Below are 25,438 nucleotides of genomic sequence, written 5' to 3'. Positions count from 1 at the left end.
CGGGTTAGACCTGCAGGGGTGACGATTCATCTGCTTCCTGCCCCGCCGCCGCTAGAGGCACTTGCTGCGGGAAGGCCGCTCGCGCTGTTCCTCGATTTCGACGGAACGCTGGTCGATATCGCACCGACGCCGGATACGATCCATGTCCCTGCCGATATGCCAGCCCGGCTGCACGCGCTTTCGGGGCGGCTCGAAGGTCGGCTTGCCCTGGTCAGCGGACGGGCGATTGCCAATTTGGAAGAGCATCTCGGGCCGCTGGCTATCGCCCGCGCAGGCTCCCATGGCAGCGATTGCCGCGCTGCCGATGGGACACTGCTGGGCGAACAGGCGCGGGGCTTGCCGCCCGAGGCGCTGGAGGACGTGGCGACATTTGCGAGCGAACACGGTTTCGCCACCGAGGACAAGCCGCATGGCGCGGCGTTGCATTTCCGTTCCGATCCCTCGCTGGAGGACACCGGCCTCTCCTTTGCTCGCGAGCTGGCGGCGGCGCACGGCCTGGTGGTCAAGCAAGGCAAATGCGTGATCGAACTGGTCGCCAGCGGTGCTGACAAGGCGGGCGCGGTGCGGGCATTTATGGCAGTGGCACCGTTCGCAGGTGCAACCCCGGTGTTTGTTGGCGACGATGTGACCGACGAGGACGGAATGCGCGCCGCGCGCGAAATGGGCGGATTGGGCGTGGCCGTGGGCGAACGACCCAGTGAAAACGCCAGTTTCTCCCTTGCCAGCCCTGCTGCAGTGCACCATTGGTTGCAATTGTGAGTGAACAACACGCGAATTCGCAGCAAAGCTCGCTAGAGCTGTGGCCTATCGGCAATTGCCAGGTCTCGGCTCTGGTCAACTCCACCGGCAGCTTCGTGTGGGGCTGTGTGCCCCGCGTCGATGGCGATCCTACCTTTTGTGCACTGCTCAATGGCGATCAACAGGATGCGGGCGTCTGGCGCTTCGAACTGGACGGGCAGGTCGCTTCCTCGCAGGAGTATATCCGCAATACGCCAATCCTGCTGACCCGCCTTGAAGCGGCGGATGGCAGTGCGGTCGAAGTGCTCGATTTCTGCCCGCGTTTTGAAGGCAAGGGGCGAATGTACCGCCCGGTTGCCTTTGCCCGCATCGTGCGACCCGTGGCGGGCAATCCGCGCATCCGTGTGGTGCTGCGCCCGATGAAAAACCACGGCGCCGCGCTCGCCGATACGACCACGGGCACAAACCACATCCGCTATCTGGTGGAACCGCAGGCATTGCGCCTCTCCACCGATGCGCCGGTGGGCTATATCATGGAAGGGCGCACCTTCCGTATCGAGCAGGATACCCACTTCTTCCTCGGCCCCGATGAACCATTCACCGGAAACTTGCGCGAAGAACTGCGCCGGATGGAGCAATCGACGCGCAAATACTGGCAACATTGGGTGCGCGGCCTGGCGACACCCTTTGAATGGCAGGACGAGGTCATCCGCTGCGCCATTACCCTCAAGCTCTGCCAGCACGAAGAGACGGGCGCGATTGTCGCGGCGCTCACCACCTCCATCCCCGAAGCGCCGGGGAGCGAGCGGAATTGGGATTACCGTTACTGCTGGATCCGCGATTCCTACTACACGGTGCAGGCGCTGAACCGACTGGGCGCGCTCGACGTGCTGGAGAAATATCTCAAATATCTGCGCAACATCATTGATGCTGCGAAAAGCGGGCAGATCCAGCCCTTATACTCCGTCATGGGCGAGGGGCGATTGAGCGAGACGACGGCGGCCTATCTGGCAGGCTATCGCGGGATGGGGCCGGTGCGGATCGGCAATGCGGCCTACAAGCAGATCCAGCACGATTGCTATGGCCAGATCGTGCTGCCGAGCGCTCAAGGCTTTCTCGACCGGCGGCTGTTGCGCATGGCGGACGAACGCGATTTTGAGAACCTGGAGGAAGTGGGCGAGGTGGCGTGGACAATGCACGACCAGCCCGACGCCGGCTTGTGGGAATTCCGCACGCGGGAAGAGGTGCACACCTACTCCGCCGTGATGAGCTGGGCCGCGTGTGACCGGCTTGCCAATGTCGCATCGCATATCGGCAAACCCGACCGGGCCGAATTCTGGCGCGAACGGGCCACGAAGATCGCCCAAACGATCGAGGCAAAGGCCTGGAAAGAGAACGCGGAGGGCGGTCATTACGGCGCCAGTTTTGAGAGCGACTATCTCGATGCCAGCCTGCTGCAATTGCTCGAACTGCGCTATATCGCGGCAGATGATCCGCGGTTCCTTGCCACCTTTACCAAGATCGAGCGCGATCTGCGGCGCGGCGAGCATATGCTGCGTTACGCCGCCGAGGACGATTTCGGCGCGCCCGAAACTGCGTTCAACATCTGCACGTTCTGGCTGATCGAGGCGCTGGCGCTGATGGACCGCAAGAACGAGGCGCGCGAATTGTTCGAAAAAATGCTTGGCCATCGCACAGCGTCGGGCCTGCTGTCCGAGGACATGGATTTTGAAACGGGAGAATTGTGGGGCAACTTCCCGCAAACTTACTCGCTGGTCGGAACGATCAACTGTGCCGGATTGTTGTCAAAGGCATGGAACACAGTCCGCTAGGGGCGGGCAAAAGGGGACCCGGTGCCAAGACTTGTCGTCATCTCGAACCGCGTTGCCGTACCCAAGGCGCGCGGGGTGGCGGGTGCGCAGGGCGGATTGGCGGGGGCGCTGAATGCGGCGCTGAAGGCCAATGGCGGCATCTGGTTCGGATGGTCGGGACAGGAAACGCCGGATTTCAGCGGTAGCATCAATTATGTCCGTTCGGCGGACGGGGTTACCACCGCCACGATCGATCTCGAACCGCAGGATATCGAGGAATATTACAACGGCTACGCCAATTCGACACTGTGGCCGCTGTTCCATTACCGCATCGATCTCACCAAATACGAGCGCGAATTTGGAAAGGGATACGAACGGGTTAATGAGCGTTTTGCAGAAAGCGTATTACCTCTGATCGAGCATGATGACAGCGTGTGGGTGCATGATTACCACTTGCTGCCGCTCGGTGAACGCCTGCGCTCTATGGGCGTCAGCAACAAGATGGGGTTCTTCCTGCACACCCCGTGGCCGCCAGCCAACCTCTTCGTCTCGCTGCCTTATCATGAACGTCTGGTGCGGGCGATGCTGCATTACGATCTGCTCGGTTTCCAGACCGCTGTCTGGCTGGAAAGTTTCCTACATTATTGCGGCAAAGAACTGGGAGCGGATGTCGACACCGAAACCGGCGCCATCACACTGGATGGCAAAACCACGATTGCTCGCGCTTATCCTATTGGAATTGATTTCGACTACTTCACCGTAATGGGCAAGACCGATGCGGCGGCGCAGGCGGAGGAGCGGCTTTTGTCCTCCACCCGTAACCGCAGCGCAATGATCGGCGTCGACCGGCTCGACTATTCCAAGGGCCTGCCCGAGCGGCTCGACGGTATCAGCCGCTTCTTTGATCGCTATCCCGAGCGGGTGCGCGATCTCGTCTTTATCCAGATTGCACCGCCCAGCCGCGAGGATATCGGCAGCTACAAGGATATACGCGCGCTGCTGGAACAGAAGGCAGGGCAAATCAATGGTGCGTGCAGCGAAGTTGACCTTGTGCCCGTCCGCTATGTCAACAAGGGCTACAGCCAGGAAGAGCTGATCGGCTTTTATCGGGCCGCGAGAATCGGCGTGGTGACCCCCTTGCGCGATGGCATGAACCTTGTGGCCAAGGAATATGTGGCTGCGCAGGACCCGGAAAATCCCGGCGTGTTGATCCTTTCGCGCTTTGCCGGGGCGGCGGAGCAACTCGATTGCCATGGCGAGGGCGCGGTACTCGTTAATCCCTACAGCGCGGATGAGATGGCGCATGCGATCCGCGTGGCACTGGATATGCCACTGGAAGAACGCAAGAGCCGGTATCACAAAATGATCGTCACCGTGCGCGAAGAGAATGTGCACGAATGGACGGCGAGCTTTATCGCCGATCTGGCGGGCGTCGCTGCCTGACGGCCGGTTTGCCGCGCCTATTTGCGTCAGATCATTCGTATCGCAGGCGGCGTGCTGGCGGGCATATGCTTGAGATGCCGCTGCGTCGCGCCGATCTGCCGCGCTTTCAGCATCTGGCGCACGCGGAACAGCAGCATCTTCTCGCTGAAGGGCTTGCGGATATAATCCTGCGCGCCGTGGTAATAGGCGATCTGTTCTTCGCGGATGGCCGTCACCGCGGTCAGCATGATGACCGGAATATCGTAAAGCCGCGGGGAATTGCGCAGGCGGCGCAGCAGCGCGCTGCCATTCTCGCGCGGCATATTCTGGTCGAGCAGGATCAGGTCGGGCTTGCGCTTCACCAGCAATTCCGCCGCCGCCTTGGTACTGTTCACCCAGCCGCAGCCATGGCCGGCATTGGTGAGGATATTGGCCGCGTGTTCGGCCACAATGTCGTCGTCATCGACAATCAGGATATATGCCATCGCCCATGCTCCTTCTTTGCCGGGGGCATGGCTGTGGTAAACGAGGGTGGTGCAGGGCGGCTGAAGCGGGCCCTGCGCACTAATCCCTAGAATGCGGCAAACGCGGCGAGCACGACCAGCGCGATGAGCACCAGCGAGGATGCCGCAAACAAAGCAAAGCGGATCACCACGCGGTTGATCGTTGCCTGCACCAGCGAATGCACCACCCGCAGCGCAACATAGGCCCAGCCCAGCAAGGCGGCGAGGCCGTTACCTGCTTCGAGCAATGCCAGCGTCAGCGCCACCGCATAAAACACCGTCGGCGCTTCATGCAGATGGTTGTAATTATGTGCTTTCCACTGGATGTGCGGGGGCAGGGTGCGATCGAGGGAGGCATCGGGATCGCGCGCCAGACTGTCCGGATCGACCTTTGCGGCGGACATTGCGGGGAGCCGCGTCGTATACATCCACAGCCACATCACCATCGTCCATGCGGCCAGCGCAATCAGTGGTTGCAGAATATCCATCAGAGCGTCGCCATCAGCGCGCGGATGGCGAGATAGGTGAGCGCGAATGTGCTCAGCAGGAACAGCATGAAGCGCACCGGGATCGTGTTCACCAGCGCCTGCCACAGCGAATGTGCGATACGCAGGGCGGTGTAGAGCCATGCGGCGATCACCATATCCTGCGTCGGCCCGACCATCGCGAGGATCACGACCACCGCGTAGAACAGCGTCGGCTGCTCCATCAAATGGGTGTAATTGTGCGACTTCCAGTTCACATTGTCGGGAACCAAGCCTTCGAGATCCTGCCCGCGTCCGCCCGGCTTGCTTGTGCTGACTGCGCCGGTGGAGCCGCGCGCCTCGCGCATCGCTTTCATCGCCGGAAAGCGCGTGAACGCCATCCAGAACAGCATGATGATCGACCACAGGATAAGCGCGGCGGCGGGTGCAAGAATGGCGGTATTCATGGTGTGAACTCTCCCCGAAAGACGCAGCAAGAGTTACTGCACTCAATTAGATTGTCAATTGCAACCTAATCAGCGTTCGCCAGCACCTTTGCGAAGGCGGCGGCGTCGGTATTGCCGCCGGTCAGCATCACCGCCGTGCTGTCATCCAGCGTGACTTTGCCCGCCAGCACCGCTGCTAGCGCCGCTGCGCCGCCGGGTTCGAGGACGAGCCGCAAATGCGCAAAGGCAAAGCGTTGCGCGTCGCGGATGTCCTTTTCCGAAACGCGCGCCCATTCGCGGCAGCGCTCCTTCATCACCGCGAAGTTGATCGGGAACGTGGCGAAGGTCTGGATCGCGTCGCAGGCGGTCGGCGGAGGGTTAGCGCCCACGCTCTGGATTTCGCCGCTTTCGAGGCTGCGGCACACATCGTCCCACCCTTCGGGTTCGCAGGGCACGATGCTCGCATCGGGGCAGGCGAGGGCGAGGCCTGCGGTGAGGCCGCCGCCGCCGCAGCACACGACGATGCGAGAGACCTCGCGGCCCGTTTGTGCCTGCATTTGTGCGGCAATTTCTATACCCGCACTGCCTTGCCCCTCGATCACCCACGGATCGCCATAGGCATGGGCATAGGTCGCGCCCTTTTCCGCCGCGATGGCCTTGGCGATCTCCTCCCGGTTTTCGGTCATGCGATCATAGGTGACGACGCGCGCGCCATAGGCGGCAGTGCGCTCCAGCTTCACGCGCGGGGCATCCTGCGGCATGACGATAGTCGCTTCGACGCCCAGCATCCGTGCGGCGAGCGCGATGCCCTGCGCATGATTGCCGCTGGACACCGCGACAACCCCGCGCGCGCGTTCCTCTGCGGACATCTCGGTCAGCCGGTGCCACGCGCCGCGGATTTTAAACGCGCCCATCGGTTGCAGGCAATCGGCCTTCGCCCAGACGGTATGCCCGCCCGCCTCGAACGGCAGCAGCGGGGTCGGCGGGAAGTGGGCGGCGATATTGGCAGCAGCGCGGAGCACGCCTTCGCGAGTGGGTTTTCTGGTGTCTGTTTCCATCGTCACGATGGTCTGCCGCTTTCCTACAGAATTGGAAAGATGCTGGATGATCCGGCTATGCGAATCTCCCCCGAATTTTGGCCTCTATCCCGCGCTGGAAGCGGGATTGCGGGTGGTGGGATGCGGTTGGCGTTTTTTGCCTCTGGACCGTGTAACAGGTGTAACAGGTTCGCCGTTCCCTCTTCCCTTTTGCGGCGTTTTGGGGAACGGGGGAGCCATGCGGCCCGTTCAGCGGGCAAACCGGACAGGAGTCGATGACAACATGAGTGACAAGCCCATCAACGATACGCGCAAGAAGGAACTGCTGAGCGCGCAGGTCGAACATATCGACATCACCAGCTTCGATGCCCGTCCGATCGTAGATTCGATGAAGAAGATGAGCTTCACCAGCCGCGATCTCGGCCGCGCGACCGAGATTTACAACCAGATGCTGGCCGACAAGGATTGCACGATCTTCCTCGTCATCGCAGGCTCCACCAGCGCGGGCGGCTGCATGGATCTGTATGCAGAGCTGATCCGTTCCAACATGGTCGATTGCGTCGTGGCAACGGGCGCGACGATTGTGGACATGGACTTCTTCGAAGGGCTTGGTCACAAGCATTATCAAGCACTTGAAGTGCCGGATGATGACACGCTGCGCAGCCTCTATATCGACCGTATCTACGATACCTATATCGATGAAGAGCAGTTGCAGGATTGCGACTTCACCATCAACGCCATCGCCAACAGCCTGCCGCCCGGGCCCTATTCGAGCCGCGCTTTCATCCGCGAGATGGGAAAGTATCTGGTCGAGCATGGCAAGAAGGATAACAGCCTCGTCAAGCTGGCTTACGAGCATGACGTGCCGATCTTCTGCCCGGCTTTCGTGGACTCGTCCGCCGGTTTCGGCCTGGTGAAGCACCAGGTTGACCAGATGGCCAAGGGCGAGCCATACATGATGATCGACGCGGTGGCGGATTTCCGCGAACTGACCGACATCAAGATCAAGGGCGGCGAATCCGGCCTGCTGATGATCGGCGGCGGGGTACCCAAGAACTTCATCCAGGACACTGTGGTGTGCGCCGAAATCCTCGGTCACGAAGACGTGTCGGTGCACAAATACGCGGTGCAGATCACGGTTGCCGACGTGCGCGACGGCGCGTGTTCGTCCTCCACGCTGCAAGAAGCGGCAAGCTGGGGCAAGGTCTCCACCGCGATCGAGCAGATGGTGTTTGCCGAGGCGGGCAGCGTGATGCCGCTGCTGGCATCCGACGCCTATCACCGCGGCCACTGGAAGACCCGCGAGAAGCGCCGTTGGGCAAAGCTCTTCGCGGGCGAGTAATTCTGCAATGTTGGTGGCGATGACGATGGAAAGCCAGGCAACCGAGAACCTTCTCGCGCTTGTCGCTCTGGTAATCTCCGTCATCGCCGCCGCTTACAGCTGGTGGGTCAGCCGCCAGCAGATGAAGCTGGAACGGCACGTTTCTGCCCGTGATGACCGGGTGGAAAAGTCGACCGCCTATCTTCAACTGGAGGTGCATTCGTCCGAGGCGTTTCGCTACGCCGCGCTGAATGCCGAGGCGATGCGGCCTTATGAAGCAAGCACCAAGCCAGCCCGGCTGCCCAAGCATGACCGGCAGAATGCCGAGATTGCGCGGCAATACTACTTTCAATGCCTTAACCTGTTCGAAGTCTGCTCGAACTTCCGCCGCAATGGTGTGATTGACGAAGCGGTCTATGCGAGCTGGGTCGCGTGGTTCCACGAGGTGCTCGACCAGTGGTATTTCCGCGAATTGTGGGTCACCGAAATGCGCGAGAATTACACGCCCGATGTGCGCAACCTGTTCGACATCGGGGTGCAGATTTATGCCGACCACAAAGACCCTGATGAACGCCGCCGCCAGTTCTACCATGCGGCCTGCCACCTGCTCGGCGGGTGCAAGGCTGTGGCGGGCTGGCTCGACGGAATCGAGCAAGTGCCCGAATGGCCTGCGAAGGAGCATGGCACGCTGGTGATGGTGCCGCGAAAGGCCGCAAAGCGATGACCGGTAGCCCCGCCGTCCGCTGGAACGCGCCGGAAGACATCCCGGACGCGGCCGCCTTTGCTGCCCGCGTGATCGGTGCGCAGGCGAGTTATATCAGCCATGGCGAAATCCAGACGGGCCTTAGCGATGACGGCGTAAGCTGGATTCCCGATCTGGAGGAACGCTACGCCGCCGATTTCGCCGATCCGGGTGATCGCGATATGTTGGTTGCGCGCGGCGTGGGCGGGGCGGTATGCGGAATGCTGATCGTCGCCTTCGAGCACGGCGAACATCGCAGCTTCGCGGTGATCGAGGACATGGCGGTTGACCCGCAGGCGCGCTCTGGGGGCATCGGCAGGCAGTTGCTCGAGCGAGCGATGGAACGCATCGCAGCGCGCGGCATCGACTGGGTGTTCCTCGAAAGCGGGCTGCACAACGAGGACGCACACCGCTTCTTCGAGAAGAACGGCTTTGCCAAACTTTCCAGCGTGTTCGGGCGTCGGCTGACTACCTAAACACCCGTGCGCGCCTCGCGGCTGTTGAGCTCTTTGGCGAGGTCGGACAAGCGCATGAACTGGTCTACCGTCTGTTCGATTTTCGTGCGGTCGTCGCTCGCCTCGATGCTCCCGCTCTCGAACATATTGCCGGTTTTGAGCGTGACGACGAGGCTGCCCTCGTGGAAGATCGTCGCCACATCGTCGCCGTGATAGCTCTTTTCGACCGCGATCAGCCGCTCGACATAAAGCGGGTCGATCAGATCGCGCGCTTCCACCTGATCGCTGGTGTAGATGTCGAAGCGGTCCTCGAAATCGGGATGCGTCATATCGGCATAGTCGAGTTGCATGCCGTTCACTTTGACGCTGTCCGACTTGCCGCCCCAGAATTTGCGATAGGCGTTGTCTTTCACCAGAATGGTCGTGCCGAGAAAGCGCTTGGAATAGCCGATGCTCATCACCAGTCCGTGGAAGACGGTGACCCAGCGGGTATTTTTGCCGGAGCCGCGCCTCTCCTCCAGCTTGGCCTCGTGCACGCTGAACGGGATGCTTCCGAAATGGCCGCGCCACTCGTCTTCGAAATGGGCGCGGTCGTGACTGGGCAGCACCTTGCACGCCTTCGCCAGCTCGAACGGCATTCCGGGCTCGCAATCATGGCTGTAGCTGAGGCCAAGGGCATCGGCGATGGCATCATTGATGCCCACTTTCACCGCTTTGACCGCGTTCATGACCGGCATATAGGCCCAGCCGAAGCCGAGCGCGCCCAACACAAACGTGCCCCAAATGACGGGCGCGAGATCAAAACTGAACGCGATCAGCACGAAGGCTGCCAGCGGCAAGAGCACGACCAGCACTGTGAAGCGCCGGCTGCGCATCGTTTTCTTCGCGTCTTCGCGCACATTCTCCTGCTCGCGCAGCCACGCTCCCAGTGGCCCGGCCAGCAGTGTGTCCACATCAGGACGTTCAATCATCGCTTACCCCCTTTTCCCCATGGCGCTTTGATGGCACACAAGGGGCTCACAGGGGAAGGGCAGGAACGCAATCATGGAATTTATCCTTATCGGCATCGTCATCGTGCTGGTCGTCGTCGTCATCGGCATTTACAACCGGCTTGTCGGCTTGCGGCAGAACGTCAATCAGGGGGTGGCCGATATCGACGCGCAATTGCGCCAGCGGCATGATCTCATCCCCAATCTGGTGAACACCGTGAAAGGCTATGCCAGCCATGAAGCGGATACGCTGGAAGCGGTGATCGCGGCGCGCAACAAGGCGGCGAGCGGTTCGGTCAATTCGCAGGACGAGGCGACGTTGCGGATCGCGCTCGACAAGGTGCTGGCGCTGGGCGAGGCCTATCCCGATCTGAAGGCGAACACCAATTTTCAGGAATTGCAGCGCGAGCTGGCCAATGTCGAAGACAAGCTGGCGGCAGCGCGCCGTGCGCTCAACGCGGCGGTATCGCGCTACAATACCGGGCGGGAAAGCTTTCCTGCGGTGCTGTTTGCCGGCACGCTGGGCTTTCAGCAGGCCGATTTTCACCGGCTCGACGACAGCGAGAAGGGCGTGGTCGACCAGGTACCCAATGTGGACTTCTCCTGACCGAAAGTCTGCGTAGGAATCGACGCGAATTCACTTGCAATTAAGCGGGGGCGCTTTATTTCCGCGCTTCCGCTGCCCCATGGGACACCCTCCGCAAGGCAGCCAGCTTTAACGCTAATGGTTTAACGCCTTAGGGGGTCCCTTGAATTGCACCAGTTTCCAGACGCAAAGGCTGTAGTTTCGGCGCTTGAGCCGGACGAACCTGTAATCCTCACGCGCCCCCACGCGGCGGCGCGCGCTGCGCGCTTCTTTGTCGAGAAGTTTCCGGGCACCTCGATGTATGCGGTGAAGGCGAATCCCTCGCCCGATTTGCTGCGCGTGCTGTGGGACAATGGCGTGACGCATTACGATGTCGCTTCCATCGGTGAAGTGCGTCTGGTGCGCGGCCTGCTTCCGCAAGCAAAGCTGTGCTTCATGCATCCGGTGAAGACGCCGCGCGCCATTCGCGAGGCCTATTTCACGCATGGCGTGCGCACTTTCAGCCTTGATACGCTGGACGAGCTGCAAAAGATCGTTACCGCGACGACTGATGATGACGGCGTTGAAGCGAGCGATCTGCAATTGCTGGTGCGCCTGCGGGTTTCCTCCGAACATTCGGAGCTTTCGCTCGCGGCCAAGTTCGGCGTCGATCTGATCGATGCCGCGCCGCTGTTGCAGGCGACCCGCCAGCATTGCGACGCGCTGGGCATCTGTTTCCATGTCGGCAGTCAGGCGATGACGCCATTTGCTTATGTGCAGGCGCTAGAGCGGGTGCGCGCAGCCATCGCCGAAGCCGCCGTCACTGTGGACATCATCGATGTGGGCGGCGGGTTCCCGAGTGAATATCCGGGCATGGAGCCGCCGCCCCTCGAAGATTACTTCGCCATGATCCACCGCCATTTCGAAGCCCTGCCGATTTCCTATTCGGCAGAACTTTGGGCTGAACCGGGCCGTGCGCTCTGCGCCGAATATTCGTCGATCATCGTGCGCGTTGAAAAGCGCCGCGAGAACGAGCTCTATATAAATGACGGTGCCTATGGCGCGCTGTTCGATGCGGCTCACGTGGCGTGGCGCTTCCCCGTGCGCGCGCTGGAGGATGATCTCATCAAGCCGCTCGGTGAATTTGCCTTCTATGGCCCGACTTGCGACGACGCCGACTATATGGCCGGCCCGTTCTTGTTGCCCGAAGATATACAGGCGGGGGACTATATCGAGATCGGGATGCTGGGTGCCTATGGCGCGGCGATGAAGACCGATTTCAACGGCTTCGGTGCCGTGGAAGGCGCGATTGTGATGGATGAGCCGATGGCCAGCCTCTATCGCGGCGACCGCGCCGATCCGCGCGAAAGCGACAATGTGGTGAGCCTTCGCTAAGAGCTTGGCGTGCGCGGGGGTTAACTTCCGCGCGCCACCTGCACTTCGAGGAATTGCGGCGCGGATTTCGGGCCGTCTCCCATCATCTGTGACGGGTAATTGCCCGGCGGCAGCGCGGCAAGCGGCATCCCTGCGGCGGCCAGCGCATAGGGCGACACGCGGTGCCGTGTGACAAGGCCTCCTGCGCCGTCGCTGACCAACGGCGTTTCAAACTCTACCCCGATGATGGCATCCTGCGAACGGCGCACGGTGCACACCGCCAATTGCCCGCCGCCAAGATCGAGCACCAGCCCGGTACCCACCGGCACGCCGACCAGTCCTTCGATCCGCGAGCCGGTTTGCGAAAGATCGCGCATCACGGCGTTGTAGCGGTTGTCCTCATGGATCACACCAATGCGGCGGAAGACGGAGCGGCGTTCGGGCCGGTAGGTTTCCGGGCCGCTCGGTTCGATCTTGTAGCCGCCATTGGCGATGATTTCGAGGATGTCGCTTTGCGGGCGGGCCTTGGAGTAAATCCACCCCTGGATATATTTCGCGCCCTTTGCCGTCACCAGCTTGAATTGGTCGAAAGCCTCGACGCCTTCCACCGTGACATCCATGCCCAGCGCTTCGGACAGACCGATAATCGCGGTGATGATCTTCGCGCTGTTCTCGTTCTTCTGGGTGCAGCTGTCGACAAAGCTCTTGTCGACTTTCAGCTTGTCGAACGGCGCGTTGCGCAGGTAGCTGAGCGAGGAATAGCCGGTGCCGAAATCGTCGAGCGCCAAGCGGACGCCCAGCGCCTTCAGCGTCTTGAAGGTCTGGTCGGTGGCCTCGCTGTCGCCCATGAAGACCGTCTCGGTCAGCTCCAGCTCCAGCCGGTCGGGCGCAAGACCCGTTTCGGCGAGCGCCTGCGTCACCACCGCTGGGAAGCCCTTGTTGGTGAATTGCCGCGCCGAGACATTGACCGCGATCCGCACATTCTCCGGCCATTGCAGCGCATCCTCACAGGCGCGGCGCAGCGCCCATTGGCCGAGCTGGTTAATGAGATCGCTCTCCTCCGCCGCCGGAATGAAGACCCCGGGGCTGACATTGCCGCGTTCGGGATGCTCCCAGCGCATCAGCGCTTCGAATCCGACCACGGCGTTGTCGCTGGTGCGCACGACGGGCTGGTAATGGAGCGCCAGCTGCTCGGTCGCCAGCGCCTCGCGCAGATCATCCAGCAGCTCCTGCCGTTCCTGCTCTACGTCTTTGAGGTCGGCTGAGTAGAAACGATAGGTGCCGCGCCCGCTGTTCTTGGCGGCGTAAAGCGCCAAGTCGGCGCCGTGGATGATTTCCTCGGCTTCCAGCCCGTCATAGGGGGCGATGGAAATGCCCACCGACGCCCCGATGATCGCCCGCTTGCCGTCCAGCTGATAGGGCGAGGTGAGCATCTGGATGATCTTTTCAGCCAGATCGCCCAATTTGCCGCGATCATCCTCGTCGGGCATAACAATCTGGAACTCGTCGCCGCCCAGCCGCCCGACTTCGCATCCACTTGGAACGACCGCCATCAGGCGCTCGGCAACCTGCCGCAGCAGATCGTCACCGGCTTGGTGGCCCATCGTGTCGTTCACCTGCTTGAACTTGTCGAGATCGAGCATCAGCAGGGCGCAGGATCGCTTCTCGCGCTTGTAGGCGGCGAGCGTGCTTTCCAGCTTGCGGTTCATCCGGTGGCGATTGGCAAGGCCGGTGAGCGAATCATATTCGGCCAGCCGCGAATCCTCGCGCGCCCGTTCGTAGGCTTGCGTGATATCCTTGGTGCTGCCGCGATAACCTTGGAACTTGCCCTCCGCATCGAACAGCGGATGGCCAGACAGGGCCCACCAGCTTTCCTTGGGCGTCGGCGCACCCGGCTGCCGGATGGGGCGCACCGGCAGGTCGGTGATCTTCTTGCGCGACTTGAGCTGGAATTGCAGCGGGCGGTCCGAACGGTCAGAATTGTCGGGATCGATTTCGAACAGCTCGGTCAGCGGCTTGTCGAGCAGGCTGGCAAGGCCTTCTTCCAGATGCTCGTCCGCGCTGGGGGAGAGGTAGATCAGGCGATCTTCGGCGTCGGTTGCCCAGATCCAGGCGATGCCGGTGCGCTCGTAATCATCGAGGACTTTGATCCGCGCCGCCGTATCATCGGCCGAGATCACGCGCGATGCGGGACGAGCGGAAACCGACCCGCCGCCAAAACCCCTAAGAAGTCCACCAACTGCCATTACGTACCCACATTGTGCGCCGCGCCGGAAAGGCGGGGCGGAACAGCAAGGCTATGCCAGATATGTGGTTACCAAGCGGCTAACATCTTGGTGATACTGGATGGAGCGCTGCTACGCTTTTGGGAGCAGTGGCAGTCATATCGAATGAGGTTAAACGACTACGAAGACCCTATTGCTCTTCACGCGTTTGTTCAGGTTCCGGTTTAGCGTTCATTCTTGCGACGTACTTCAACATTGCAACAAGACTAATGATGAAGCAGATGGCGAGGAGCTTGGCCAAAACACTTTCGAGCTGAAAATCATTCTCACGACCGAAAAACTCGCGTGTACCCCTCATAACTGTAAGCCATTCTAATCCAGCCGCAGCAAATCCCGCAGCGACCAGAGATCTCCAATCGGATCCCAACAATCCACCGATAAGCAATGCGGAAAGTAGCAAAAAAGGATCAAGCGCTGATCCCGCTGCTTTACCTCCCAAAATCCCAAACGGATGCGATTGCCAAACGAAAATATCGATTATGAAGAGCAATAGAAAGGCAAGCGTGACAAATACTGTGGCGTGCCTAGCAGGGGAAGCGACCAAGGAAGTCACTATTACGCGGCTTTGCGCAATTCTAGCGCGAGCCTATCCCAAATCTCGATTAGCGCGCCGGTCAATTCGGCCATCATCGCTTCGGAATGCATCGGGCCGGGCGTGAAGCGCAGGCGTTCGGTGCCGCGCGGAACGGTGGGGAAGTTGATCGGCTGCACATACACACCGTATTCGGCGAGCAGGATGTCGCTGATCTGCTTGGCGCGCACCGGATCACCCACCATCAGCGGGACGATGTGCGTGGTGCTGTCCATCACCGGCAGGCCAGCCTCGCGGAACAGGCGCTTGAGTGTCGCGGCATTGGCCTGCTGCGCATCGCGTTCCACACTGCTTGCCTTCAGATGCCGCACTGACGCCAAAACACCTGCCACCAGCGCAGGGCTGAGAGATGTCGTGAAGATAAAACCGGGGGCGTAGGAACGGATGCAGTCGATGATCTTCTGGCTCGACGCGACATAGCCGCCCATCACGCCGAAGGCCTTGCCCAGCGTGCCCTCGATGAGGTCGATCCGGTGCGCCGCCTCGTCCCGCTCCGAAATGCCGCCGCCATGCTCTCCATACATCCCGACCGCGTGGACTTCGTCGATATAGGTGAGGGCGTTGTATTTCTCCGCCAGATCGCAAATCGCGTGGATTGGCGCGACATCGCCGTCCATCGAGTAGACGCTTTCGAAGGCGATGACTTTCGGCGTGTTCGCATCTTCGGCCGCCAGCAACTCTTCGAGATGCTGCAAGTCGTTATGCCGGAAAACCCTCTTCTCGCAGCCTGAATTGCGGATGCCCGCGATCATGCTGGCGTGGTTCAGTTCGTCAGAGAAAATGACGCAGCCGGGCAGCAGCTTGGCCAGCGTCGAAAGCGTCGCGTCATTCGAGACATAGCCGCTGGTGAACAGCAGCGCGGCTTCCTTGCCGTGCAGCTGCGCCAGCTCGTTCTCCAGCTCCACATGGTAATGGGTGTTGCCGCCGATATTGCGCGTGCCGCCCGAGCCCGCGCCAACATCGTGCAGCGCCTCTTCCATCGCGGCGATCACTTTGGGATGCTGGCCCATGGCGAGGTAATCGTTGGAACACCAAACGGTGATCGGCTTCGGCCCGTTATGCCCGGCAAAGCAGCGCGCATTGGGAAACGCGCCCTTGTTGCGCAGAATGTCGATAAACACGCGGTAGCGGCCTTCGGTATGAAGGCGGTCAATGGCCTGGTCGAAAACCTGATCGTAATTCACGGCACGCACCCCGGAAGCGGGTTTCAGAATTGTGGCGATTTAGGGAAGGTTTGCCGCAGATTGAAGCACGAAGTTTGCGAGGCGTTCGCAACTACTTCTCGGCGCAGGCAAAAGCGCGCCTGACCTGCCCGAAAATCCGTATCAGAATTGCTCCACACGGGTGATGCCGAAGGGCGCGAATGCGGCGTAAATCGCGGAATCGGGGGTGGCGGTGGTGACCGCGAAGCTGCCCGCCGAATGATCGAACGCCTCGTTCTGCGTGAGCGAAACTATGCGCCGGGCAATGCCATCCGCGCCGTCAATAAAGGTCACCGCGCCGCCCATTGCCGCGCGCAATTCGTCCTCCAGCAGCGGGAAATGCGTGCAGGCGAGCACCACTGTGTCGATGGCATCTCCGCCCGCCTGTTCGCGCAAACCGGCCACGGCGCTGGCGATGATCGCGGGATCGGGCGTGCCGCCGCGCAGCTTTGCTTCAGCCGCGCCGACCAGACCGGGGGCGGCGTAACGGATCAGCCGCTTGTCGGAGGCGAATTGCGCTTCCAGATCGTCGACATAGCGTTGCCGGATCGTTGCCGCAGTGCCGAGCAGGCCGATCGTACCCGATTTGGTGAGCGCCGCCGCAGGCTTGATCGCTGGCACAGTGCCCACAATCGGCACGTTCAGCACATCGCGCACCATGCCGAGCGCAATCGTGCTGGCGGTGTTGCAGGCAATGCAGATGAGGCGCGGCGCATACCGCTCGCTCATCCTCCCGAGCAGCCCGGCCACCCGCGCGGCAATTTCCGCCTCGGTTTTTTCGCCATAGGGCAGGCCGGCGGTGTCGGCGGCGTAGATCACCGGCGCATCGGGCAAAGCCGCGCGCAGCGCCCGCAGCACGGTCAAGCCGCCAAGGCCGCTATCGAACAGCAAGATGGGAGATTTCGCGTCCAAATCCGTTTCTTTCGCGCCACCCTTCGCTTGTCGAAGGCGAGCATTTGCGGTTTAACGCGCTTTAGGAGCAAGCGCGGGGATTCAGCAAGCACTTGCAGGTGGCACAAGGGTTGATCGTGGAAAATATCATCGGTTTCGCAATCGGATATCTGTGCGGCTCGATACCCTTTGGCCTGATTCTGGCGCTGGCGACGGGCAAGGGCGATATCCGCAAGACCGGATCGGGCAATATCGGCGCAACCAATGTGCTGCGCACCGGCAGCAAGGGACTGGCGGTGGCCACTCTGCTGCTCGATCTGGCCAAGGGGCTGGTGCCGGTGCTGCTGGTGACGCAGTGGTACGGCGTCGCTTCGGTGATGCCGAATGCCGCTTGGGGGCCGGTGCCATGGGCCGCGCTTGGCGCGGTACTGGGGCATTGCTTCCCCGTCTGGCTCGGCTTCAAAGGTGGGAAGGGCGTGGCGACCAATGCGGGCGTGGCGTTCGGCCTCGCGTGGCCAATCGGGCTCGCCTATGCGGTGGTGTGGATCGCCGTGCTGGCTATCGGACGCATCAGTTCGGTGGCGGGGATGAGCGCGGTCGTGGCGGCGGCAATTGCCGCCGTGGTGCTGGGGTTTGAACCTTTCGTGCCGGTGCTGGCAGTGATCGCGCTGCTTATCATCTGGCTCCACCGCGCCAATATCGCGCGGCTATTGAAGGGCGAGGAGCCCAAGGTCGGCAGCAAGAAGTGACCGACGCGCCCAAGCTCAGCCAGGACGAGGCGTTTGCGCGCATTCGCCTGCTGCGCTCGGCCAATATCGGGCCGGTAAGTTATTCGCAGTTGCTGTCGCGCTTCGGCACAGCGGCGGAGGCGCTGGAGGCTCTGCCCGACCTCGCCGCGCGCGGGGCGAAGCGCAATTACACCCCCGCCGCTCGCGACCGGATCGAGCGCGAGATTGCCGAGGCGCGCAAGGCGGGTGCGCGCTATCTGTTCCACGATATGCCCGACTATCCCGCGCTGTTGGCCGAGATGGAAAACGCGCCGCCGATCATCACCATGCGCGGTCGGATCGAACTGGCGAGCCAGCCTTGCGTCGCCATGGTCGGCGCGCGCAATGCCTCGGCAGCGGCGGTCAAGCTGTCGCGCGACTTTGCCCGCAAGTTGTCGGAAGCGGGGTTTGTCGTCGTCTCCGGTCTGGCGAGGGGGATCGACGGGGCGAGCCATGAGGGCGCAATGCCTTCGACCATCGGCGTCATCGCCAGCGGGATCGACATTGCCTACCCGCCGCAACACGCCAAATTGCAGGAGCAGATCGCCAGCGAAGGCCTGCTGATCGCCGAGGAGCCTCCAGGTACCGAACCACGCGGGCAACATTTCCCGAAGCGCAACCGCATCATTGCAGGACTCGCCATCGGCACGGTGGTGGTGGAGGCGGCGGTGAAGTCGGGCTCACTCATCACAGCGCGTTTGGCGGCAGAGGCGGGGCGCGAGGTGATGGCGATCCCCGGCAGCCCGCTGGAAGCGCGCAGCCACGGCTGCAACCACCTGATCCGCGAAGGCGCGGTGCTGGTGCAAGAGCCGGAGGATGTGATCGAACTGCTGACCGGCTTCGACGGCGTGCCGCGCTCCAGCTTCCGCGATCCGGTGACTCCGGCCGATTTCGCGCCGCTGGAAGAACCTAGCGAGGCCGAAACCCGCGCCATCGCCGATATGCTGACCCTCGCGCCCGTGTCGGTCGATGAGTTGATCCGCCAGTCAGGCGCAAGCGCGGGTGCGGTGCAGATGGCGCTGCTGGAACTGGAGATTGCGGGACGACTTGAAAGGCACGCAGGTGGCAAGGTAAGCCTCACTACGTAAGTGAAACAGGGGATGAAGATGGAAAACGAACTGACAGTGCGGGAGGTTGTCGAAGGGACAATCGCCAAGGTTCAGGAAAATATGCAGATGCTCGTCGTCTTCGTGTTGACGCTAACAGTTCTGGGAACGGCGCTGCAGGGCGGCTTTTTCTTTCTGGGCGATGGCGACATCGCGGGTTTCGAAATACCTTCCTTCGTTCTGACGGCATTCGGGATAAGCGCCGGTATTGCCGGTATCGCGCTCCTGATCGTCGCAATTGTCGCCAGCTATCTGTTGTGGGAGTTGCTTCTGCGGCGTGCCGGCTATTACCCGCCCGACAGCGAGCGGCGTTTTTTCCGCTATGTTGCGCAGGCTATTCTGATCGGCATCGGAACCGGGCTCGGGTTCATGCTGCTGGTCATCCCGGGTCTCATTTTCGGTGCTCGTTGGGCGGCTGCGCCTGCATTCTTGATCGCCAACAAGCGGGGCACGATCGAGTCAATGGGAGACAGCTGGGACATGGTGAGCGGCAATACGACGCCTGTTGTATTGGCTTATCTCACTGGTGTGGCGATCATTGTCGTGCTTGGATTGGTGTTGAACATAACCGGATTTGGTTTGGTCTCGATTTTCTTTGAGAACCTTGTCAGCAATATCGGTACGGTTCTGACAATCGCTATGGGCGTTTTCTTGTACGACCGGTTGCATGGGCGAAGCGAGACGTTGTCACAGGTGTTTGACTAAACCCGCTTGACGAATCCGCCGCGCGTCCCAACCCTCGCGCGTACGTACACGTGTAAGGGCCGGTCCACACCATCATGCAATTAGTCATCGTCGAATCGCCCGCGAAGGCGAAAACCATCGAGAAGTATCTGGGCAAGGACTACAAGGTCCTCGCATCCTACGGCCACGTCCGCGATCTGCCGCCCAAGGATGGCAGCGTGCGCCCGGACGAGGATTTCGCGATGGACTGGGAAGTCTATGCCGACGCCCGCAACAAGGCGCAGGTCAAGGCGATTTCGGATGCCGCGAAAAAAGCTGACCGTCTGATCCTCGCCACCGACCCTGACCGCGAAGGGGAGGCGATCAGCTGGCACGTGATGGACTTGCTCAAGAAGCGCAAGGCCTTGCCTGCCGAGGTGGAGCGCGTGACGTTCAACGCCATCACCAAAGCGGCGGTGACCGAGGCGATGAAAAAGCCGCGCCAGCTCGATCAGGATCTGATCGACGCCTATCTCGGCCGCCGCGCGCTCGATTACCTGTTTGGCTTCACGCTCTCCCCCGTGCTGTGGCGCAAGCTGCCGGGGGCCAAGTCGGCGGGCCGGGTGCAATCGGTCGCGTTGCGGCTGATCTGCGAGCGGGAGCGCGAGATCGAGCTGTTCCGGGCCGAAGAATATTGGTCGGTCGTGGCGAAGATGGCGCATGACGGCACCGAATTTGATGCGAGGCTTGTGCGGTTCGATGGGAAGAGACTGGAGAAGCTCTCGCTAGGCGACAAGGGCAGTGCCGATGCAGCCAAGGCTGCGGTGGAGCAAGGGCGCTTCACCGTCGAAGAGGTCGAGACCAAGCCGCTGAAGCGCAATCCCGCACCGCCCTTTACAACCTCGACCCTGCAGCAAGAGGCCGCGCGCAAACTCGGATTCTCCGCCAGCCACACGATGCGCTGTGCGCAATCGCTGTATGAAGCGGGCGCGATCACCTATATGCGGACCGACGGCGTGCAGATGGATATGAGCGCCATTCTCGCTGCGCGCGATGCTATCGCGGAACGGTTCTCCGAAGACTATCGCCCGGAAAAGCCGCGCTTTTACCAGACCAAGGCGAAGAACGCACAGGAAGCGCACGAAGCCATTCGCCCGACCGATTTCCGCAAGGATCGCGCCGGATCGGGGGATGAGGCGAAGCTCTATGACCTGATTTTTAAGCGCGCCATGGCCAGCCAGATGGCGACCGCGCAATTGGAGCGCACCACGGTCACACTGCGCGATCCGACCGGTCAACACGAACTGCGCGCGACTGGCCAGGTGGTGAAATTCCCCGGATTTCTGGCGGTTTACTCCGAGAGTTTCGACGAAAAATCGGACGAGGATGACGACAATCTCCTCCCCGTGATGCGCAAGGGCGATGCGCCTGCGAAGAAGGCTGTGGAGGCGACCCAGCACTTCACCCAGCCGCCACCGCGCTTCTCCGAAGCATCGCTGGTGAAGCGGTTGGAGGAACTCGGCATCGGGCGGCCTTCCACCTATGCCTCCACCATCCAGACACTGCGCGACCGGGACTATGTGCGGATGGAGAAAAACCGCTTTTTTGCAGAGGATTCGGGGCGGCTCCTCACAGCGTTTCTCGAGCGATTCTTCCCCACCTATGTCGCCTATGATTTCACCGCCAGCCTCGAAGACGAGCTGGACGAGGTTTCTGGCGGGCGCGCGGAATACAAGGCATTGCTCGAAAGTTTCTGGAAGGACTTCAAACCCAAAAGCGACGAGGTGATGGAGCAGAAGCCTTCGGAAGTGACCGAAGTGCTCGACGAATTCCTCGCTGACTTCCTCTTCCCACCGCGCGAGGATGGCCACGATCCGCGCTGGTGCCCGCTCTGCGCCGAACAAGGCCGCAATGGCGGTGAACTGCATCTGCGCGGCGGGCGGTTCGGCGCGTTTGTCGCCTGCGTCAACTATCCCGAATGCACCTTCCGCCGCAAATTCGGCCAGCCCGGCGGGGAAGACGGTTCGGACGATGGCGTGATTGGAGAGCATCCCGAGACGGGCCAGGCGATCTCGCGCAAATCGGGCCGGTTCGGGCCCTATGTGGAAATGGGCGAGGGCAAGGAAGCCAAGCGCGCCTCCATCCCCAAGGATCTGGACGATTTCGGCCTCGAATGGGCGGTGAAGCTGCTCGACCTTCCGCGCATCATCGGCGCGCATCCCGAAACGGGCTTGGAAATCGAAGCGGCGATCGGGCGTTACGGGCCGTATCTGCGGCACGATGGCAAATATGCCAAGCTCTCCAGCACCCGCGATGTGTTCGAAACCGGGATGAATGCCGCTGTCACTCTGCTCGCCGAAGCCGCCAATCGCGGGGGGCGAGGGGCAAGCAGCCGCGAGCCGTTGAAGGTTCTCGGCCAGACCGAAGCAGGCAATGACATCAAGCTGATGGATGGCCGCTACGGCGCCTATGTGACCGACGGAACCGTCAACGCGACGCTGCCCAAGGATAAGGACAAGGACGCGCTGACACTGGAAGAGGCGCTGGTGCTGATTGCCGAAAAGGCCGCGAAAGCGCCTGCGAAGAAGGGCGGACGGAAAAAGGCTCCGGCGAAGAAAGCTGCTGCCAAGAAGAAGGCACCCGCCAAGAAGAAGGAAGCCGCGAAATAGGGCACACGCAAGGCCGTTCGCAATTCGTCAACCAATCATCATTAGGCCGTGACCCCGACATCAGGGGCGTGCCGTGTGATCGAGATCGAAATCCAGAACGAAACCGACCAGACGCAGCAGCGGCTGCGCTTTGCCTCGGTGCCGCGCATTGGCGAGGGGCTGCGGTTGCAGGACAAGAGCGGTTTGTGGGAGACCTACGACGTACTCGATGTCTGGTACCAGAAGGCTGCGTTTGGCGACGTCTGGGTGCCCTATATCCATGTCCGCGCGGCAGTGGCGACGGCGCCGCTGATGGCGGCATCCAGCGGCTATTGATGGTCAGAGGGATCACACGATGCAACATCTGATCAAGCGCCAAACCGGGATGCGCGCGGGCGAGGGCCTGCTGAAGGACAAGCGCACGCTGGCCGAACGGCTTGCCGATGCGCGTAAGGCTCCCGGCGTGGCCGATCCGGAAGACTTTGTCGCCGAGGAGGAACCGCTCGAACTGACCGAACTCGCGCCCGATCAGGAAGGCGATCTCGAACAGGTGGTGGAGGTGCTCGCCGATGTCGATGCGACCGATGCGATTGTGCAGCAGGCGATGGCGGCACGCGGCGCTGTGCCTGCGGGCAGGCAGGGCAAGACCTGCCTCGTGGTTGATGACAGCCGCGTGGTGCGCAAGCTGGCGGGCAAGATCGCGGCCGAACTGGGCTATATCGTGATCGAGGCTGAGGATGGCCGCGAGGCACTGCTCCGCTGCGAGAAGGCGATGCCCGATCTGGTGGTGACCGACTGGCAAATGCCGGTGATGAGCGGCCCCGAATTCGTCCGCGCCTTGCGGGCCTTGCCGACAACGAAGCGCCCGACCGTGGTGTTCTGCACCTCCAAGGGCGAGGCGAAGGACATCCACACCGGCATCGGCGCGGGTGCGGACGACTACATCGTCAAGCCCTTCACCGAAGAGGCGTTGAAGGCGAAACTGGTGAAGGTGATGGCGGGTTGAGGCGCGCGCTCTAACGCACCCAATCCAGCCCGATTTCTTCATAAATCTCGCGGCTTTCGGCCCAGCGTTCGTCCACTTTGACGTGGAGGAACAGGTGGACTTTGACGCCCAGGATTCCCGCGAGTTCGTTGCGCGCCGCCTCGCCGATTTCCTTGATCCGTCGACCCTGTTTGCCGAGCACGATCGGCTTCTGGCTGTCGCGCGCAATCACGATTTGTTGGCGGATTTCGACCGAGCCATCGGGCCGCTGTTCGTAGCTTTCGGGGCGCACGGCGGCATCGTAGGGTAGCTCCTCGTGGAGTTGCCGGTAGAGCTGTTCGCGGGTCACTTCGGCGGCGAGCAGGCGTTCCGACGCATCGGACACCTGATCTTCGGGATAGTGCCACGGGCCTTCGGGCATCAGCGCGGCGAGGTGATCCTTCAGTTCCGGCACCCCGTCGCCCGTCAAAGCGGAAACGAAGTAGACTTCCGAGAAATCGGCCAGCGCGGTCAACTCCTGCGCCAGTTCGAGCAGCGGTTCCTTCTTGCTCACATCGACCTTGTTAAGGACGAGGATCTTGCGCTCCGTGCGATCCTTCAGCCCTTCCAGCAACGGCATCAGTTCGTGCCGCCGTTGCTTCACCGGATCGACCACCAGCAGCACCGCGTCCGCCGCCGTTGTGCCTTCCCACGCGGCGCTGACCATTGCGCGGTCGAGGCGGCGCTTCGGCTCGAAAATGCCGGGTGTATCGACCAGCAGGATCTGCGTTGCATCGTGCAGCGCAATGCCGAGCAGGCGCGCGCGGGTCGTCTGCGCCTTGGCGGAGGTGATCGCGACCTTCTGGCCGACCAACTGGTTCACCAGCGTGGATTTGCCCGCATTGGGCGCGCCGATCACGGCGATGAGGCCGCATTTGGTCTCAGAAGTGGTCACCCGAATTTCTCCATAAACAGTCGCGCCGCCTCGGTTTCCGCATCGCGTTTGCCGCTGGCCATCGCCTCTACCTCGCCGACCTTGTGGACGCGCACGCGCACGGTGAAGCGGCGGGCGTGGTCAGGGCCGTCAATGCTGGTCACTTCGTATTCGGGCGGGCGGCGCTGGTTGCCGGCGGCCCATTCCTGCAAGGCGGATTTGGGATGTTTGGACTGGCCGGTTTTGCCATCGACCGCCTCGCCCCAAAAGCGGCAGATCAGCGCTTCGGTCGCGTCGAAGCCGCTTTCGATGAAACTCGCGCCGAGCAGCGATTCCATGATGTCGCCCAGCACATTGTCGCTGTCCTGTGCGCCGTCTTCGCGGGCCTGCTTGCCCATCAGCAGGTGCTGCGCGACGCCAAGCTCGCGCGCGCGATCCGCACAGGCGCCTTTGGCCACCAGCGCGTTCAGCCGCTGCGCCATGCGGCCTTCGTCGCTCGCGCTATCGGCGTAGAGCCAGTGCGCGATGGTGAGGCCGAGCACGCGGTCGCCCAGAAACTCCAGCCGCTGGTAATCGCGCTTGGCACCGGTGCTGCCATGGGTGAGTGCCTCGGCCCACAGCGCCTCGTTACCAACGGCAAAGCCGTGGGCTTCAAGCCAGCCCCGCGTGGCTGGATCGAGCCCGCTCATATGCCTTTGAACATCCGGCTCCAACGCACACCGCCGCCCCACGACCAGTACATGAAGCTTGCTTCGCCGACGAGGTTCTCGACCGGCACCAAGCCGATCCCGCGCTGCGCTTCGGCAGGGAAGCGGCTGTCGAGCGAGTTGTCGCGGTTGTCGCCCATCAGGAACAGCTGGCCTTCGCCCACGATGAACGGCGCGGTATTGTCCTGCGGGGTCACACCCAGATCGAGGATGTTGTAGGTGACACCGTTGGGGAGCGTCTCGCGATACTGCGGATTGCTGCAAACAGGGCCGTCTTCGGTCGAGATGCGGGTTCCGCGGCAATCATCGCCGGTGGCCAGTGGAATGACGAAGTCTTCGACCTGTTCCATCTCCACCGGCACATCGTTGATATGCAGCACGCCTTCGACCATTTGCACCGTGTCGCCCGGCAGGCCGATTACGCGCTTGATGTAGTCGCTGCGGTCAATAGGGTGCTTGAAGATCACCACATCGCCGCGTTCGGGCAGCGTCTGGAACAGGTGCCAGTCGCCCGCCTCGGGATCGAGCGGCAGCGCGGCGCGCGAATAGCCGTAGCTCCACTTCTGCGCGAACAGATGGTCACCCACCAGCAGGCGCGGCATCATGCTTTGCGAGGGGATGTTGAAGCTGGTGAAGGCGAAGGTGCGGAAGATCAGCACCACGATCACCAGCTTGACGAGGAACCAGCCGAAGCTCTTCCAGTCGTCTTCCTTCGCTTCCGGCTTGGCGGCTTTGGCCGGCGCTGCGCCAGCGGGCTCTTCGATCTCTCGGATATGCTCTTCAGACATGGGCGTAACCCTTGTTGCGGAGCG

26 protein-coding genes are annotated in these 25,438 nt (G+C 61.8%); 14 read left to right on the top strand and 12 right to left on the bottom strand.

Features of this window, described 5'->3' with window-relative positions:
• Positions 1–18 precede the first annotated feature (18 nt).
• Genes otsB through GC121_RS12970 form a run of 3 tightly spaced genes read left to right on the top strand, consistent with a single transcriptional unit; the run spans position 19 to position 3,992 of the window.
• The gene (otsB, locus tag GC121_RS12980) at positions 19–759 is read left to right on the top strand and encodes a trehalose-phosphatase (RefSeq protein WP_199857858.1); all 741 of its coding nucleotides are present in this window, start codon (positions 19–21) and stop codon (positions 757–759) included.
• The gene (locus GC121_RS12975) at positions 756–2,570 is read left to right on the top strand and encodes a glycoside hydrolase family 15 protein (protein WP_151975000.1); all 1,815 of its coding nucleotides are present in this window, start codon (positions 756–758) and stop codon (positions 2,568–2,570) included. Before otsB ends, GC121_RS12975 begins: the two co-directional genes overlap by 4 nt.
• Before the next feature lie 21 nt (positions 2,571–2,591).
• Complete coding sequence (locus GC121_RS12970) at positions 2,592–3,992, top strand: trehalose-6-phosphate synthase (protein ID WP_151974998.1); 1,401 nt, start codon at positions 2,592–2,594, stop codon at positions 3,990–3,992.
• A 26-nt stretch (positions 3,993–4,018) separates the two neighbouring features.
• Here the strand turns inward: GC121_RS12970 and GC121_RS12965 are convergent, their stop codons facing one another.
• The 4 genes from GC121_RS12965 to GC121_RS12950 all read right to left on the bottom strand — a co-directional run bounded on the left by GC121_RS12965 (position 4,019) and on the right by GC121_RS12950 (position 6,442).
• Complete coding sequence (locus GC121_RS12965) at positions 4,019–4,456, bottom strand: PleD family two-component system response regulator (protein WP_151974996.1); 438 nt, start codon at positions 4,454–4,456, stop codon at positions 4,019–4,021.
• An 86-nt stretch (positions 4,457–4,542) separates the two neighbouring features.
• Positions 4,543–4,962: an MAPEG family protein gene (locus GC121_RS12960; protein WP_151974994.1), complete on the bottom strand. Its 420-nt coding sequence runs from the start codon at positions 4,960–4,962 to the stop codon at positions 4,543–4,545.
• Positions 4,962–5,405 (bottom strand): MAPEG family protein, encoded by a 444-nt coding sequence (locus tag GC121_RS12955; protein ID WP_151974992.1) that lies wholly within the window; start codon positions 5,403–5,405, stop codon positions 4,962–4,964. Before GC121_RS12955 ends, GC121_RS12960 begins: the two co-directional genes overlap by 1 nt.
• Positions 5,406–5,470: 65 nt before the next feature.
• The gene (locus tag GC121_RS12950) at positions 5,471–6,442 is read right to left on the bottom strand and encodes a threonine/serine dehydratase (RefSeq protein WP_151974990.1); all 972 of its coding nucleotides are present in this window, start codon (positions 6,440–6,442) and stop codon (positions 5,471–5,473) included.
• 262 nt (positions 6,443–6,704) lie between these two features.
• Here GC121_RS12950 and GC121_RS12945 point away from each other — a divergent pair, with 262 nt between their 5' ends.
• Genes GC121_RS12945 through GC121_RS12935 form a run of 3 tightly spaced genes read left to right on the top strand, consistent with a single transcriptional unit; the run spans position 6,705 to position 8,960 of the window.
• Entirely contained in the window at positions 6,705–7,763 is a 1,059-nt protein-coding gene (locus tag GC121_RS12945) for a deoxyhypusine synthase (RefSeq protein WP_151974988.1), read from the top strand.
• Positions 7,764–7,770: 7 nt separating this feature from the next.
• On the top strand, positions 7,771–8,466 hold the full coding sequence (locus GC121_RS12940; RefSeq protein ID WP_151974986.1) for a hypothetical protein: 696 nt from the start codon (positions 7,771–7,773) through the stop codon (positions 8,464–8,466).
• Entirely contained in the window at positions 8,463–8,960 is a 498-nt protein-coding gene (locus GC121_RS12935) for an N-acetyltransferase (protein ID WP_199857857.1), read from the top strand. The genes GC121_RS12940 and GC121_RS12935 overlap by 4 nt, the downstream gene beginning before the upstream one ends.
• Here GC121_RS12935 and GC121_RS12930 read toward each other — a convergent pair.
• Positions 8,957–9,910 carry a DUF3137 domain-containing protein gene (locus GC121_RS12930; RefSeq protein ID WP_151974982.1) on the bottom strand — a complete coding sequence of 318 codons (954 nt, stop codon included), beginning with the start codon at positions 9,908–9,910 and terminating at the stop codon, positions 8,957–8,959. The two genes, GC121_RS12935 and GC121_RS12930, sit on opposite strands and share 4 nt — an antisense overlap.
• A gap of 73 nt (positions 9,911–9,983) precedes the next feature.
• Here GC121_RS12930 and GC121_RS12925 point away from each other — a divergent pair, with 73 nt between their 5' ends.
• Both GC121_RS12925 and GC121_RS12920 read left to right on the top strand, forming a co-directional pair.
• Positions 9,984–10,535, top strand: a complete 552-nt coding sequence (locus tag GC121_RS12925; RefSeq protein WP_151974980.1) for a LemA family protein — start codon at positions 9,984–9,986, stop codon at positions 10,533–10,535.
• Between the two features lie 147 nt (positions 10,536–10,682).
• Positions 10,683–11,888, top strand: coding sequence for a type III PLP-dependent enzyme (locus tag GC121_RS12920; protein WP_151974978.1), 1,206 nt, complete (start codon positions 10,683–10,685; stop codon positions 11,886–11,888).
• Between the two features lie 20 nt (positions 11,889–11,908).
• Here GC121_RS12920 and GC121_RS12915 read toward each other — a convergent pair whose 3' ends face one another.
• The 4 genes from GC121_RS12915 to murI form a co-directional block, all read right to left on the bottom strand.
• Positions 11,909–14,047: a bifunctional diguanylate cyclase/phosphodiesterase gene (locus tag GC121_RS12915; RefSeq protein ID WP_234421252.1), complete on the bottom strand. Its 2,139-nt coding sequence runs from the start codon at positions 14,045–14,047 to the stop codon at positions 11,909–11,911.
• Positions 14,048–14,282: 235 nt separating this feature from the next.
• The gene (locus GC121_RS12910) at positions 14,283–14,705 is read right to left on the bottom strand and encodes a hypothetical protein (RefSeq protein WP_151974974.1); all 423 of its coding nucleotides are present in this window, start codon (positions 14,703–14,705) and stop codon (positions 14,283–14,285) included.
• Positions 14,706–14,707: 2 nt separating this feature from the next.
• Positions 14,708–15,928 (bottom strand): 5-aminolevulinate synthase, encoded by a 1,221-nt coding sequence (gene hemA, locus GC121_RS12905; protein WP_151975740.1) that lies wholly within the window; start codon positions 15,926–15,928, stop codon positions 14,708–14,710.
• A gap of 141 nt (positions 15,929–16,069) precedes the next feature.
• On the bottom strand, positions 16,070–16,858 hold the full coding sequence (gene murI / locus GC121_RS12900; RefSeq protein WP_151974972.1) for a glutamate racemase: 789 nt from the start codon (positions 16,856–16,858) through the stop codon (positions 16,070–16,072).
• 116 nt (positions 16,859–16,974) lie between these two features.
• Here murI and plsY point away from each other — a divergent pair, with 116 nt between their 5' ends.
• The 6 genes from plsY to GC121_RS15880 all read left to right on the top strand — a co-directional run bounded on the left by plsY (position 16,975) and on the right by GC121_RS15880 (position 23,027).
• Positions 16,975–17,586, top strand: coding sequence for a glycerol-3-phosphate 1-O-acyltransferase PlsY (gene plsY, locus GC121_RS12895; protein ID WP_151974970.1), 612 nt, complete (start codon positions 16,975–16,977; stop codon positions 17,584–17,586).
• Positions 17,583–18,692, top strand: a complete 1,110-nt coding sequence (gene dprA, locus GC121_RS12890) for a DNA-processing protein DprA (RefSeq protein ID WP_234421250.1) — start codon at positions 17,583–17,585, stop codon at positions 18,690–18,692. The genes plsY and dprA overlap by 4 nt, the downstream gene beginning before the upstream one ends.
• 18 nt (positions 18,693–18,710) lie before the next feature.
• Entirely contained in the window at positions 18,711–19,415 is a 705-nt protein-coding gene (locus GC121_RS12885; RefSeq protein WP_151974966.1) for a hypothetical protein, read from the top strand.
• Positions 19,416–19,489: 74 nt separating this feature from the next.
• Positions 19,490–22,042, top strand: coding sequence for a type I DNA topoisomerase (gene topA / locus GC121_RS12880; protein WP_151974964.1), 2,553 nt, complete (start codon positions 19,490–19,492; stop codon positions 22,040–22,042).
• A gap of 75 nt (positions 22,043–22,117) precedes the next feature.
• Entirely contained in the window at positions 22,118–22,357 is a 240-nt protein-coding gene (locus GC121_RS12875) for a hypothetical protein (RefSeq protein WP_234421248.1), read from the top strand.
• A gap of 19 nt (positions 22,358–22,376) precedes the next feature.
• Positions 22,377–23,027 carry a response regulator gene (locus GC121_RS15880; protein WP_339390192.1) on the top strand — a complete coding sequence of 217 codons (651 nt, stop codon included), beginning with the start codon at positions 22,377–22,379 and terminating at the stop codon, positions 23,025–23,027.
• A gap of 10 nt (positions 23,028–23,037) precedes the next feature.
• Here GC121_RS15880 and era read toward each other — a convergent pair whose 3' ends face one another.
• The 3 genes from era to lepB are packed head-to-tail and all read right to left on the bottom strand — an operon-like array spanning position 23,038 to position 25,414.
• A complete protein-coding gene (gene era, locus GC121_RS12865) occupies positions 23,038–23,940 on the bottom strand; it encodes a GTPase Era (protein ID WP_151974962.1) in 903 nt (300 codons plus the stop codon).
• The gene (gene rnc, locus GC121_RS12860; RefSeq protein ID WP_151974960.1) at positions 23,937–24,608 is read right to left on the bottom strand and encodes a ribonuclease III; all 672 of its coding nucleotides are present in this window, start codon (positions 24,606–24,608) and stop codon (positions 23,937–23,939) included. The genes era and rnc overlap by 4 nt, the downstream gene beginning before the upstream one ends.
• Complete coding sequence (gene lepB / locus GC121_RS12855) at positions 24,605–25,414, bottom strand: signal peptidase I (protein WP_151974958.1); 810 nt, start codon at positions 25,412–25,414, stop codon at positions 24,605–24,607. The genes rnc and lepB overlap by 4 nt, the downstream gene beginning before the upstream one ends.
• Positions 25,415–25,438 lie beyond the last annotated feature (24 nt).

Source organism: Erythrobacter sp. EC-HK427 (assembly GCF_902498745.1).
Lineage (GTDB): Bacteria > Pseudomonadota > Alphaproteobacteria > Sphingomonadales > Sphingomonadaceae > Alteraurantiacibacter.
This window is presented reverse-complemented; position numbering and strand designations above follow the sequence as displayed.